Annotated in this window: 10 protein-coding genes; 4 read left to right on the top strand and 6 right to left on the bottom strand. The window is 47.0% G+C overall.

The window, feature by feature from the left end:
* Positions 1-37: 37 nt before the first annotated feature.
* Complete coding sequence (locus tag ON05_RS01675) at positions 38-3,313, bottom strand: DEAD/DEAH box helicase (protein ID WP_010476287.1); 3,276 nt, start codon at positions 3,311-3,313, stop codon at positions 38-40.
* A 411-nt stretch (positions 3,314-3,724) separates the two neighbouring features.
* Between ON05_RS01675 and ON05_RS01680 the strand changes: the two genes are divergently transcribed.
* Positions 3,725-5,875 (top strand): polyribonucleotide nucleotidyltransferase, encoded by a 2,151-nt coding sequence (locus ON05_RS01680; protein ID WP_029315367.1) that lies wholly within the window; start codon positions 3,725-3,727, stop codon positions 5,873-5,875.
* On the opposite strand, the gene queG is transcribed toward ON05_RS01680, so the two are convergent.
* Positions 5,805-6,845 (bottom strand): tRNA epoxyqueuosine(34) reductase QueG, encoded by a 1,041-nt coding sequence (gene queG, locus ON05_RS01685; RefSeq protein ID WP_071826373.1) that lies wholly within the window; start codon positions 6,843-6,845, stop codon positions 5,805-5,807. The genes ON05_RS01680 and queG overlap by 71 nt on opposite strands.
* Positions 6,846-7,323: 478 nt before the next feature.
* Here queG and ON05_RS01690 point away from each other — a divergent pair, with 478 nt between their 5' ends.
* Positions 7,324-7,905 carry a pentapeptide repeat-containing protein gene (locus ON05_RS01690; protein ID WP_010476284.1) on the top strand — a complete coding sequence of 194 codons (582 nt, stop codon included), beginning with the start codon at positions 7,324-7,326 and terminating at the stop codon, positions 7,903-7,905.
* Positions 7,906-8,591: 686 nt separating this feature from the next.
* On the opposite strand, the gene ON05_RS01695 is transcribed toward ON05_RS01690, so the two are convergent.
* Positions 8,592-8,951, bottom strand: coding sequence for a hypothetical protein (locus tag ON05_RS01695; RefSeq protein WP_010476280.1), 360 nt, complete (start codon positions 8,949-8,951; stop codon positions 8,592-8,594).
* A 140-nt stretch (positions 8,952-9,091) separates the two neighbouring features.
* Between ON05_RS01695 and ON05_RS01700 the strand changes: the two genes are divergently transcribed.
* Positions 9,092-9,979, top strand: coding sequence for an SPFH domain-containing protein (locus ON05_RS01700; protein ID WP_010476278.1), 888 nt, complete (start codon positions 9,092-9,094; stop codon positions 9,977-9,979).
* A complete protein-coding gene (locus tag ON05_RS01705) occupies positions 9,976-10,158 on the top strand; it encodes a hypothetical protein (protein ID WP_010476276.1) in 183 nt (60 codons plus the stop codon). Before ON05_RS01700 ends, ON05_RS01705 begins: the two co-directional genes overlap by 4 nt.
* 40 nt (positions 10,159-10,198) lie before the next feature.
* On the opposite strand, the gene ON05_RS01710 is transcribed toward ON05_RS01705, so the two are convergent.
* From ON05_RS01710 to ON05_RS01720, 3 genes are read right to left on the bottom strand one after another with little or no spacing between them, the layout of a single operon-like run.
* The gene (locus ON05_RS01710; RefSeq protein WP_010476274.1) at positions 10,199-10,591 is read right to left on the bottom strand and encodes a DUF4280 domain-containing protein; all 393 of its coding nucleotides are present in this window, start codon (positions 10,589-10,591) and stop codon (positions 10,199-10,201) included.
* A 22-nt stretch (positions 10,592-10,613) separates the two neighbouring features.
* Complete coding sequence (locus ON05_RS01715) at positions 10,614-12,572, bottom strand: VgrG-related protein (RefSeq protein ID WP_010476273.1); 1,959 nt, start codon at positions 12,570-12,572, stop codon at positions 10,614-10,616.
* A gap of 25 nt (positions 12,573-12,597) precedes the next feature.
* Positions 12,598-13,173 carry a hypothetical protein gene (locus ON05_RS01720; RefSeq protein ID WP_010476272.1) on the bottom strand — a complete coding sequence of 192 codons (576 nt, stop codon included), beginning with the start codon at positions 13,171-13,173 and terminating at the stop codon, positions 12,598-12,600.
* Positions 13,174-13,190: the final 17 nt, after the last annotated feature.

Consider the following 13,190-nt stretch of genomic DNA (forward strand, 5'->3'; position numbering starts at 1 on the left):
ACTGCATTGACCGAAATGCCGTTATTGATAGGTGGAACTATGTTTCTTCTTCATCAATAACGGCATTTCGGTCTAGTAACAACAAATTACGAAGTTGATCTGTATCAAGTTCGGTTAACCAATTCTCTCCTGCACCAACAACCTGTTCTGCCAGCGCTTTTTTGCTTTCAAGCTGTTCATGAATCCGTTCTTCTAGGGTGCCAGTACAGACAAATTTATGCACCTGAACATTGCGAGTTTGGCCAATCCGAAAAACCCGGTCAGTGGCTTGATTCTCGACGGCGGGATTCCACCAGCGATCGAAATGAAAGACATGGTTGGCACGGGTGAGGTTGAGACCAACACCACCTGCTTTTAAGGACAAGATAAAGATTCGGGGCCCCTGGGGATCATGTTGGAACCGATCAATCATCGATTCTCGCTGCTTCTTGCTGCTGCCACCATAAAGCAACAAGGTTTCACGCTGCAGTTTGGTTTGTAAATACTGTTGGAGCAGTTTGCCTAACTCTGCAAATTGAGTAAAAATCAACGCCCGATCGCCTTCATCTAATAATTCTTCCAGCATTTCTTGTAGCCGTTTCAATTTGCCAGAACGCTGAAGATCGAGATCTAAGGTTTCTTCATGCAAATACTGGGCAGGATGATTGCAAATTTGTTTGAGCTTGACCAATGTGGCTAGGATAATGCCCCGTCGCTGAATTCCTTTGGCAGCATCCACTGCGTCCAGAGATTCTTGAACCGTGGTTTGGTAAAGTTTGGCCTGTTCAGGAGTCAGGCTACAGAAGACAGTCATTTCCTGCTTCTCGGGCAAGTCTTGGATGATGTCTCGGTCTGTTTTGGTTCGGCGCAGGATGAAGGGTTGGACGAGGGAGCGCAATGTTGTCAGCGATGCCGTATCACCGTATCGCTCAATAGGGGTGGCAAATCGTCGTTGGAAAAAGGGCTTAGGTCCGAGATAGCCTGGATTCAAAAAGTCAAGAATAGACCAAAGCTCAGTTAAGCGATTTTCTAAGGGGGTACCAGTCAAGGCAATCCGCACTTTAGATTGCAGATTGCGGACTGCCTGGGATTGCCTGGCCTCAGGATTTTTGATGTTTTGAGCCTCATCCAAGACAATTCCCTGCCAGGTAAGGGCGGATAAGGTCTTTTCGTCCCGATGGATCAGGGGATAACTCGTAATCACTAAATCTAAGGGTTTGATTTTTTTGAGAAAGGTTTTGCCCTGTGGTCGTCCCGAACCATGATGCACTACTACCTTTAACTTTGGACCGAACCGATGCACCTCTCGCTCCCAATTTCCCAGCACAGAGGTTGGACAAACGAGTAACATCGGCCCAGTTAATCGACCTTCATTTTTTAGGTGCAAAAGATAGGCGATAAACTGTACGGTTTTCCCCAGACCCATATCATCCGCTAAACAAGCGCCAAGGCCCCATTGCTCCAAAAAAGTTAGCCAGCCCACCCCTCTGGCTTGATAGGGACGTAAACTCCCCTCAAAACCAGGAGGTTCAGAGATGGCCGTTAAGGTTTGGTTGCCGTTTAGGGTTGTTAGTAATGCTTCTAAGGACCCTGAGGCTTCAAAACTGACCACCGGCAGTTTATCGATGGTTAAGGTATCTCCGGTGCTGATGCGAAGGGCATCTTCGAGGGACAAACCGGTTTTATTCTGGCGAGATGCAAAGAAGTTCTGAGCTGCCTTCACATCCTGAGGTCTAAATTCAACCCATTCGCCGTTAATTTCCACTAAAGGAGACTCTTGGGCAACCAACCGATCAAATTCGGCTTTGGACAAGGTTTGTCCGCCAATGGCAAGCCCCCACTGGAAATTCAATAAGCTGTCCAAGCCAATGGTACTGTCATTGTGAGATTGAGCCGCCGCCTTAATTTGCAGTCCCAGCCGATTTGCCATGGCATTTTGGTCTGACAAACTGGGGGGAAGCATTACTCCAAACCCACTATCTTCCAGTCGCCATGCTGCTGCTTTGATAAAATCATAGGCTTGGGTTGGGGATAAGCTCAATTTTGTCGGCCGTGCTCCCTGTAAGCTTTCTTCTAACAAGGGGTAAACCCTGGAGGCCAATCCCAATCCCTGCAACAAGGTTTCTTGGGGGCGCTCAACCTTACGGCCTAAATAATCCATATGTTCTGAATTCGTATTCCAAACCACCTCTGCGGTGACCAGAAAAGTTGGATCATCTGTTGCTTGGAGAAAGTACTCTACTTTCCAGTCTCCATGACTGGTTGGAGGTTGTAAATTGAAGCAGGCGCGATACTGCTGTTCTTGTAGGCTTTGTTCAATGGGACGCAACCATTGATTTAGGGTCTCAACCCAAGTACCACAGTTTTCTTTCGTTTCTTTGAGAAGCGAGTTAGATGAGCTAAAAGCTGGTAACCATTGTTTAAACGTTGAATTGATCCCTGCCTTTTGCATGGAGGTGATGAGCTCATCGTCAATCCCTTGACGAACCTGATGATCGATGATGTGAGTTAAAAAATCTGTAAGCAGATATCCAGCTTTGGTCGGTAAGCCCACTGCTGGTGCTTGAGTAACGATGGCCTGATAAAACAGACAAGCTTGAGGCATCCCTTTAACGAACTGTTGAAATCGCTGTCGATCCGTCGCGCTATCTAGTAAGGGTTGCCAGAAAAAGTGGCAGGTTTGGTCTGTTTGAGCCTGAATTGAGGGTATAAATTTTGAACGGGTAAGTAAGTCCAGCCCCCAACGTACTGAATGGCACCAAAAAAGAAGTTCTGCTCCTAAAAATGCCTCTTCACCGGTACTGGTGTGTAAGGGGAGTCCAGCTAAGAAATCCAAAGCTTGCCCAGGGGGAATCTCTAAACCTTGCACGATGAAAGGGTGCAGTTCATAGGATTCATCCTCATCGAATACTGTAGATGAGTGCAATGGTATTAGCTTTTCTTCCTCGGTATAGGCCGGTAAGGTAACAGTCTGGGCACTCCACGAGGTCGTAATGGGGGATTCTTTGGCAGCACGACTTTTTGCTGAACGAGATTTTTTCCGCTTGGGGGGGGATGTAACGACCGTTTGCAGGGAGGGGGTGAGGGATAGTTGTCGAGACTCAGATAACGTTAGTAGAAACTGACTCAATTCCTTTGGGTCCATGGCCAAAGGATGGGGCAACGTCTCTTCTGAAATTGGATTTTGTTTGGCGGTTGTACCGCGCCAAGTTTCAGCCCAAATAAACAATGTTCCATTTAAAAGCCGCTGAGCATTGGTTTTAGATGCAGCGTTTGACGGTTGCCCATCTTTAAAGTCTGAGGTTGGCCGCCAACTACCATGCAAGATCGCCATAATTTAGTTATGAATACTCCCTTGGAGACGTATGGTCCATTCACTGGTAAAAACGGGGTTGATATCACCTTTAAACTCGTTAATGTGATGACAATATTGATGCAACCTTTGCTTCATGATGATGCGGTGAAGAGATGACTGGGATTTGTCTTTTGAGCCATCATCAATCTGAAAATATTGTTATGAACATAAACGGGCCACCCAAACTTAAGTGTCTTAAGTCTAGGCGGTGATCTTCTATACCTATGCTACAGGGTGAACTTGTCATATGGATATCCCTTTTAAAGGTCAGATGGGAATCAATAAGCAACATGTCTGATTGCTGTTCTGCAAAGCAAGCGGTTCTCTATCAATGTTAGGATTGCGACAGAAAAAAAAAGGACAAAACAATAAGTAAGGACAAGTCACTTAATGTCAGAAGTTATTAAGTCAATATCTGTTGACGGGCGGGAAATAAAACTCACTATCGGCCGTTTCGCTCCGCAGGCCGGTGGGTGTGTATTGATTGAATCTGGTGAAACTTCAGTTCTAGTCACTGCGACGAGATCGTCAGGACGTGAAGGAATTGATTTTCTTCCTTTACTCGTAGATTACGAGGAGAGACTGTATGCAGCCGGTCGTGTGCCGGGGGGCTTTCTACGACGGGAAGGCCGACCCCCTGAAAAAGCGACCTTAACCTGTCGCCTGATCGACCGACCCATGCGGCCCCTATTCCCAAATTGGTTGCGGGATGATTTGCAAATCGTGGCGACAACGATATCTATGGATGAGCAGGTTCCCCCTGACGTCTTAGCCGTGACGGGGGCTTCTGTTGCCACCCTCTTGGCCAAAATACCCTTTAAAGGGCCCATGGCTGCAGTGCGAGTCGGCCTAGTGGGGGATGACTTTATTATTAACCCCACCTATGAGGAGATCTCTGAAGGGGAACTCGATCTCGTTGTTGCTGGTTCACCGGATGGGGTGATCATGGTTGAAGCCGGGGCCAATGAAGTGGCTGAGCAAGACATGATCGAGGCCATCGATTTTGGGTATGAGGTGGTTTGTGATCTTATTAAGGCTCAAAAAGAGTTGATTGCTGAGTTGGGGATTGAGCAGGTAGAAGAAGCTGCTCCAGAAACGGATCCAACCCTAGAGAACTTTGTCCAAGAGCGCGTAACTGACCCTGTTAAAGAAGTGCTGGCCCGGTTTGAAAAGGATAAGAATGTTCGGGATGCTGCCTTAGATGAGATTAAGGAATCTGTGAAAGTTGCTATCGATGAGCTTCCAGAAACAGATCCAGTACAGGTGGCAGCAGTAGAAAACCCCAAAGCTATTGGTAAGGTGTTTAAGAGTATTACTAAAACCTTGATGCGCCGCCAGGTGGTTGAAGATAAGGTCCGAGTGGATGGCCGCAAGCTAGACGAAGTCCGTCCTATTTCTTGTAATGTGGGCGTTCTTCCCCAGCGCGTTCACGGCAGTGGTTTATTTAACCGAGGCTTAACCCAGGTTTTATCTATCGCGACCTTGGGAACACCGGGTGATGCTCAAGAGATGGATGATCTCCATCCTGATAGCCAAAAACGTTACCTTCATCACTATAATTTTCCGCCCTACTCTGTGGGTGAAACCCGACCCATGCGCTCACCGGGACGTCGGGAAGTGGGGCATGGGGCTCTTGCTGAAAGAGCTTTACTACCGATGCTTCCTAGTAAAGAAGAATTCCCCTACGTTCTTCGAGTCGTTTCCGAAGTCTTATCCTCTAACGGGTCTACATCGATGGGGTCAGTTTGCGGGTCCACTTTGTCCTTGATGGATGCGGGAGTGCCCCTGGCTAAGCCGGTGAGTGGAGCCGCTATGGGCTTAATCAAGGAAGGAGATGAAGTCCGAGTCCTGACAGATATTCAAGGGATTGAAGATTTCTTGGGGGATATGGACTTTAAGGTGGCGGGTACTGCAGATGGCATTACCGCCTTGCAAATGGACATGAAGATTACTGGGTTATCTATGAAAGTGATCGCTGAGGCGATTCATCAAGCGAAACCCGCTCGACTCCATATTTTGGATAAGATGCTGGCGACAATTGACAGTCCTCGCAAAACGATGTCTCCCTATGCACCTCGCCTATTGACCATCAAGATCGATCCAGAACAGATTGGAATGATTATTGGTCCAGGCGGTAAGACCATTAAAGGGATTACCGAGGAAACGGGGGCTAAGATCGATATCGAAGATGATGGTCGCGTTACGATCTCAGCAGTAGATGAGAAGGCTGCATCTCGTGCCCGCCAGATTATTGCTGGTATGACGCGCAAGCTGGCAGCTGGCGATGTATTCTTGGGTAAAGTGACTCGGATTATTCCGATTGGGGCCTTTGTGGAAATTGCGCCTAGTAAGGAGGGCATGATTCACATTTCTCAGTTGGCAGACTATCGAGTTGGCAAGGTGGAAGATGAAGTCACCGTTGGCGATGAAGTGGTGGTTAAAATCCGTGAGCTAGACAATCGCGGTCGCATTAATCTGACTCGCTTGGGGATTCATCCTGAAGAAGCGGCTGCGGCTCGTGCAGGTGGTTCTGAGTCATAGTTAGCTTGGTTTTTTGACGATTGGATTTAAGAGATGCTGTGGCGTTCCGTTGCAGCATCTCTAGTTTGATGCGGCGGAAGGCAGAGGCTCTAAATCTGCGATCGCGTTCTGATACCGATAGGGTTGCTAGCTCTGTTAGTGTCGGGGCAACATTTTCAGGATAGGGCTGGAAGTCAGAAATATCTGTTTCTTGGGCAAATCTTTGATTCCAGGGACATACATCTTGGCAAATATCACACCCTGCAACCCAGCCTTGTAAATTCGCTGCAATTCCATCGGGCAGTGCAGCCTCCCGATTCTCAATGGTGTGGTACGCAATACAGCGATTCGCATCAACGACAAAAGGTTCACGAATCGCATCCGTGGGGCAGGCTGTAATGCAGCGGGTACAGGAACCACAATGTTGAGTGTGGGGACGATCCGGTTCCAAGTCTATATTCGTCAGAATTTCTCCTAGAAAAAGCCAGGAACCATAGTTCCGCGAAATCAGGTTGCTGTGTTTACCAATCCAGCCAAGACCAGCTCTTTCAGCCCAGACTTTGTCTTGGACAGGACCAGTATCGACGTAGTAGCGGACTTGGATCCGCGGGTCCTGTGCTTGCATCCACAGAGCTAAAGCTTTGATGCGGCGACCCACGACACGATGGTAGTCTCGGCCCCAACCGTAGCGTGAGATTTTGGCATACTCTTGTCCTGATGGGCGTTGGTGGGGAGTGTAGTAGTTGATACCTAAACAGACGATGGAGCGGACATCGGGCATAACTTGGTAAATATCTTGTCGACGTGGATCATTCATCCAAGCCATATCGGCGTGATATCCCTGGTTGAGCCATTGTTGTAAGGGGAGAGTTAAGGCTTGCGCTTTGTCCTGCCATTGAGCAACACTGACAAGGCCAACTTTGTGGCAACCCAGTTCGATGGCTTTATCCTTGAGGGTTTGACTATTTATTCCTGAGCCATGGGTAGCCATAGGGTAGTTATCTAAATCAATCGTTAGTCCAGAGACTATTGAGTATCTTGCCCTTAAAGGGGTTGGGGAAATTAAACGTATGTTAGGTAAAGGTTCATTGATAGAGGTGTTGGAATTCGAGATAGACGATTTACAATGAATTTCTCTGATCTTTTTGGGAGAATTTACCTTTTATTGAGCTAACTCTGCAACCGGACAAAAATATCGTTATATTGCAACAATAATCTCCCTAATTCAATTGATTAATATTAACTGTAGAAATGAATTAAGTTTTTCCTCATCTTGAAAATCTAAAGATCGGGAGTTTAACCCATGTCAGTAATCTATTCTGTCTGGGACGCTAAAGCTACCCTCCTCAATCGAGTATCGACAAATGGTTACTTTGATTAAGAGTGATTTTCCCAATGTATTTCTGATCAGTACGCTTTAAGAGCTACTGGAGATTGTGACCACATAAGGCCATGTAACTCTTGACTTGATGATGGCGAATCCTGAACATGTCGCGGAGTTAAAGAAAGGGGTTCAATCCTGGAACCAATGGCGACAAAGGTATCCTGATGTGATTCCAAATTTGACAAGCTCAAACTGGGTTGAAGTTGACCTGAGCAATGCTAACCTCCAGATGGCAGATATGAGTGGGGCTAATCTGCTCGGGACTATTCTGATTGGGGCAGAATTACGATGTGCCAATTTGGCCAACACGGATTTATTAGGCGGGCTATTGAATGGAGCCGATATGAGTCGGGCCCACTTGTGTTGGACTAGATTATTTGGAGCGAATCTAGACAGTGCGACTTTAGCTGGTGCTGATTTATATGGGGTTGATCTGGGGAGAGCGATTCTCTCCAAATCTAATTTAATGGGAGCGAGCTTGATGGAAACAGATTTATGTGAGGCCAATCTTCAAAGAGCACAGCTACTGGGAACGAATTTATATAATGCGAATTTGCATCGGGCTGTCCTCCGGAAGGTCGAAGGTCTAACTGTCTCGCAAATTAAAACAGCTCATAACTGGGATGGCGCTTTTTTTAGCGAAGAGTTCAGAATGAGATTAGGTTAGCGGTAAACATTCGTCTTTTTTGCGCCGTACAACCGTCTTCATTCTAAGAATCTAAGAATGTTACTCATTCCAGATTGTCACTTGTTCTGGATGTTGGTCACCAGAAATTTCTTTCAGGAACCCTAGTTCATTGCAGGGTTGTCCCAACTCATAGAGGGAATTTCGCGTTTTGACATAGACATGCCCTGCACCTGCAAAATATCCCTGAATAGTTGAGGTTATAATCTTAGCCCCAACGGAATGGTTGGGGTGACCATAAAGCCTACCTTTGATAATCGGCCTTCCAGCTTTTTCTAAGCCTATCCATGACTCAATAATCGGAATCCTACTGGAGCTCTCTTGTGGTGTTTGTCTAGATAGAGAGATATTCCTTTGGAAAAAAACTTTGATATCTTCAATCGTGACCATAAAGATATTGAGCTCTTAAAAAGGACACCTATGAAGCGGGAGATGAAAACTCTAAATTTTCTATCCCTATATCTAAATTAATTGAAATTTTGATATAGCAAATCAGTAATATCCCTGAAAGCTAATCTCTAATATGGTTTTAACTGATTTGGACAAGGTGGATTGGAGATAGATAGACCCTGCCGAGTGATTAGATGGATCGGCGCACTTAATTTCCGTGAATAGAAAACAAAAAATTATATTTATCGGCAAGAAAAGTCTGTTGGAGCCAACATTGACTATTGAGCGCAAGCCAAATCTCGAATCGCTTCATTAAGGGGATCAGAGATGAGTAAATGCCAATCCTCTTTCGTCAATTGACCGTTAACCTCTACATCTTTAAATCGGTTGGAGTTGCAATCATACGTAGTTACATAATCGATACGCGGCGGCGTTTCACCTTCATTGAGGTAGTAGCTGAGGACCGTGACCTCTGAACCTATTCGTTGGATAGAATCGCGATCATAATATTGGCGAATTCGGCCTTGATCAGTTTCTGCAGCTAGTTCCCAGGATATAGCTGTGGCGGGTTGTGCGGCTAGTAGTAGCCATGCGATCGCAAGCCCGATCACCAGCACTCCCATTCCAATCTTTTTCATTGCTCACCTTCAAGCGCCAAACTGCTGTTATCGCTACTTTACGTTAGCGAGACCTGGCCTTCCATGACAAACAGTAACAGTAATATCAAAATGATATCACTTTGCTATCTTAGTGATATGGATTCAAAGGAAACGAAGATATGAATTCCACGAAAGAATCATCCGCTTGGAAAATTAATGGGTTTGGGGTGTTGCCGATTCTCTTATTGTTTTTGGGGATCAGTAGTTGGTATTTATTTCCCTTTGTTCTCTTTGAGAAAACATTAGCAGGGCCACAACTCTGGCTAGGGTCTGGATTACTCGCTATGGCAGGGATATTGGCCAGTGGCTTTTTCCTAGTCGATCCGAATCAGGCTCGGGTATTAATCTTGCTAGGAAAATATATCGGCAGTATCCGTGAACCAGGTTTTTACTGGACCATTCCTTTCATCGTCAGTAAGCGCCCAGTCTCCCTACGGGTTCGCAACTTCAACAGTGAAAGATTGAAGGTCAATGATGCCCAGGGCAGTCCGATTGAGATTGCAGCAGTTGTCGTTTGGCGAGTGATTGATTCCGCAAAAGCCACCCTGGATGTGGAAAGTTGTCGTGATTTCGTCGCGATTCAAAGTGAGACGGCCCTTCGCAGTTTAGCCAGCCGCTATGCCTACGATATTTTTGACAATACCCAAGAGTCTTTGCGGGGCAACCCTGATCAAATTTCTGACCTGCTTAAACAAGAAGTCCAGCGTCGGTTAGACGTTGCCGGGGTTGATATTATCGAAACTCGAATTACACACCTGGCCTATGCCCCTGAAATTGCCCAGGCGATGCTTCGTCGCCAACAAGCGATCGCAGTGATTGCTGCCAAAGAGCGAATCGTCGAAGGTGCCTTAGGCATGGTAGAAATGGCACTGCATCGGTTGAGTGAGCAACAGGTGGTAGACCTGGATGAAGAACGGAAAGCTGCTATGGTAAACAACTTACTGGTGGCCCTGGTTTCTGAAAGTTCAACACAGCCGATCATTAATGCTGGAACCCTGTATACGTGAGCAAAAAGAAGCGCTTCTTATTACGACTCGATCAGGCTCTTTACGACACCCTCGAACGTTGGGCGGCGGATGAGTTGCGCAGCGTCAATGCTCAAATCGAATTTTTACTTAAGGAATCCACCCGCAAAGCAGGACGAAAGAAGGAACCCTCATCCGATCAGGAATCAGCGTCCGATTAGTCCTGGTAACGTTAATGGCAACCCTTACAAACCCGTCTTCTTAAGGAATTTGAGTGGTAACTTGTCCTGGATAAGTTATCTGAATTACCCCTCCCCAAGTACAAAAGCACTTAGACGTATTGTTTAATGCCGGAAAATTATTGATTAGAACCGTTGGTGAACCTGGTGTCCAAGGGGCTGGAATAACGGGGATACAGGGCATCGGGGTAAGAACACCCATTGCGGCGGCTGTTGCCGAGGCGACCGTCGGGTTCGCCAGGGAAGAACACATGCCAAACGGTGGAATATTGGCAATGGGGGCATAGTCCATAATGGTGGCGGCAGCGGGTCCCCCCGTCAGAACTGGTGGTCCTTTGGGAATCACAATCAAAGAACTAGGCGCTGCTCCAAAAGAACATTGTAAGGACGCCCCCATGACGACTTGTTGTCCCATTGACTACTCCTTCCTGTCACTATCAATTGATCTTTACGATTGAGCCCTTGATGGTATTCACCCCAGAGGCCTGAACGGTCACCAAAGCCCCATCAATTTTGGTTTGGGCAGTTCCTTTGATCGCAGCCTGAACCCCCTGAATCGTGACACCAGAATTGCTGAGTTCAATCGATGAGCTACCCACTTTTAACGTAATTTTGGTCGTTGCCGTCAGGGTGATTTCGCCTGCATTCAGGCTGATTTTCCGCGAACTGCCGCTGGTCCCGGATTTAACATTGATATCTCCCGTCGAAATCATATCGATCTTGGCGGAGCCATTATCATCCAGTAAAACTTTATGACCCCCTTTGGATTTAATTTCTAGCTTTTTGCCTTGATCATCCAGCCGAGCATAATGCCCCTCTTTCGTTTTTAATTCTGCGAACTTTTCACTGTCATTCAGATACAGATGATGGCCATACACCGTATCTAAATAAATGCCTTTCTTTTTAGCATCTTTATCCGCTTCTACAAATTGGAGGGTATGGCCCGTGCGAGTTTTTACTGTTCGGAGATTGACCTTGCCATCGACAATGGAACTCTCCACTTTCTCTGGAGGACTATCCTTGCCATTCCATACCCCACCCACAATATAGGGACGGTGGATATCGCCATGTTCAAACCCCACTAGCACCTCATCATCGACTTCGGGTAAACAGTCAAAACCTCGATCTTTCCCGGCTCCACTGGCCACGACTCTGGCCCAGTTGCTCTCATGCTCCTCCGTCAGGGTGGGAAACTTGACTCGAACTCGTCCCCAACCTTTTGGGTCCTTGTTATTCGTGACTTTGCCCACTAACAGGGTTTGCCCCGCCTGCAGCCGTTGAGAGGGAGCCAAGGTTGAGAGTAAATCGCCTCCCCGTAACCCCCGCACGCTGAACTCCGTGGAATAAACCCGATCTTGAAATAAATGGCGCGTTTCAGTGATGTAGTACTTGCCGCTGTATTTGCCCATATCTTTGAGTTGGACTACCTGCCCTGTTCTCAAATCAGGATTACCCTCAGCTCTAGCATCCGCCACCACAAACTCTCCTCCCAGTTCATCAATCAGAGCCTGGGCGATGGTATCGGCTTCCTTGGCACTAAAGACGGGTTGATCCACCACAATCATTTTGGGCGTCGTCGGTTTGCCATTAAAGACAGTGCTTTGCTTCTGGCCGGAGCCATGATCGGTGGAGGTTAGTAGTTTCTCGCTATTTTTAGTGGAGACGATAGCTTCCTTGCGTTCATAATCCCAGCCCCGCACTTCAACACTTTTAACCTGTTCGGCACTGGTAACTCGCACTCGAAAGCTATGCAGATCCTTGAGCCAGGTTAGGGAAATATTGGAATTGGCTTTGGGCTTCCTAAAATTCATCTTGCCGTCTTGAACATAGAGTTCAAACCCATTCCGGGCTGCCCGCTCCCGTAGAAATTCCATATTGGTCTGATTCTCTTGAAAAATATAGTCATGGGGAGACCCGCTATTATCGATGGTGCCAGCGGGGATTCCGACTTCTCCAATCAATTTCTTGACTACATCCGTGTCGGTCATATTCTGGAAGGACCGATTGTAGCGACCTCGATGGAGTCGGTGGGACGTGTCGTAGCCCCGAATCACGATAGGGGCTTGGGAACTCGCAGTAAAGTTCGTCTCCATACCGGTGATTTCTCCATCCAGCACATAGCCCTGATTCTCTTCATCAAAGTCCTGGGCTTCGGTGGTGCTGCCACTAAAGCCGATTTTGATGGTTTTACCAATCTGAAATAGATCGTCATATTGCCAAGGGGCATCAACGGAACGGCCAGAAAAGTAGTCGTTCTTAATCACCAAGACAAACATGCCAGGTAGGTGCAAGCTTTCTTCCACGGAAATCTGGAGAATATCTTCCATCAGCTCGTTGGACGCTTTTTTGCCATCAATTTCTAAAAGTGGCTCGGCAATGTAGGTGGTTGCAGGCATGGGCAGTTAGCTTGATTTCAGTACTTTAGCGACCAAAGGTTGTTCGGTTAGAACGACTATCCTGGGAGCGATTGGGAGAGGCAGACTGGCTTCCCCCTGCTAAGCTTGATTCGTCAATTTCCTTTAGGGACATATCGACTCGGGCTTGGACAGGGGTACCGTCCGGTAAAAATAAGGTGAGTTTGTAGGTAATTTGCTCGACAAAACAGCGTAAATATTGCTGGTCTCCCCAAGTGAAGATATAGATGGGCGGTCGTTTGTTGGCAGCGTCGCCACTGTCATCAAAGTCCAAAGCTTTGATCAATTTGCTGACATAGGCATCAATCACACTGGTCCCTTGTTCGTAGGTATCAAACAAGATATTGCTCAAGGACAGAGAGCAGGCTTCTGGGTAGGCAAAGGTGACCTTGGGTAATCCCTTAGCAGTTCGTGCCCCTTGGCTTTCATTCAGACGCATCGACTGCTGAAAGACCAACTCTGTGGGGTTGAACATAAATTCAATATCTTTACTCTTGTCCGTGGGTTGGTGGACTAAAGTTGCTTTGGCTAACTTGCCTGAGGCAACAGCACTATTATTGCTGCGAGAACCACTATAGGTCATGGTTTATATTCAACCTC

This window comes from Acaryochloris sp. CCMEE 5410, from assembly GCF_000238775.2.
Classification (GTDB): Bacteria; Cyanobacteriota; Cyanobacteriia; order Thermosynechococcales; family Thermosynechococcaceae; genus Acaryochloris.

What these genes read in the sequence shown, in the direction of transcription:
- ON05_RS01680 (WP_029315367.1), top strand. Translation starts at nt 3,725, where the DNA reads ATGTCAGAAGTTATTAAGTCAATATCTGTTGACGGGCGGGAAATAAAA.
- ON05_RS01700 (WP_010476278.1), top strand. Translation starts at nt 9,092, where the DNA reads ATGAATTCCACGAAAGAATCATCCGCTTGGAAAATTAATGGGTTTGGG.
- ON05_RS01675 (WP_010476287.1), bottom strand. Translation starts at nt 3,313, where the DNA reads ATGGCGATCTTGCATGGTAGTTGGCGGCCAACCTCAGACTTTAAAGAT.
- ON05_RS01710 (WP_010476274.1), bottom strand. Translation starts at nt 10,591, where the DNA reads ATGGGACAACAAGTCGTCATGGGGGCGTCCTTACAATGTTCTTTTGGA.
- queG (WP_071826373.1), bottom strand. Translation starts at nt 6,845, where the DNA reads ATGGCTACCCATGGCTCAGGAATAAATAGTCAAACCCTCAAGGATAAA.
- ON05_RS01715 (WP_010476273.1), bottom strand. Translation starts at nt 12,572, where the DNA reads ATGCCTGCAACCACCTACATTGCCGAGCCACTTTTAGAAATTGATGGC.
- ON05_RS01720 (WP_010476272.1), bottom strand. Translation starts at nt 13,173, where the DNA reads ATGACCTATAGTGGTTCTCGCAGCAATAATAGTGCTGTTGCCTCAGGC.
- ON05_RS01695 (WP_010476280.1), bottom strand. Translation starts at nt 8,951, where the DNA reads ATGAAAAAGATTGGAATGGGAGTGCTGGTGATCGGGCTTGCGATCGCA.
- ON05_RS01690 (WP_010476284.1), top strand. Translation starts at nt 7,324, where the DNA reads ATGATGGCGAATCCTGAACATGTCGCGGAGTTAAAGAAAGGGGTTCAA.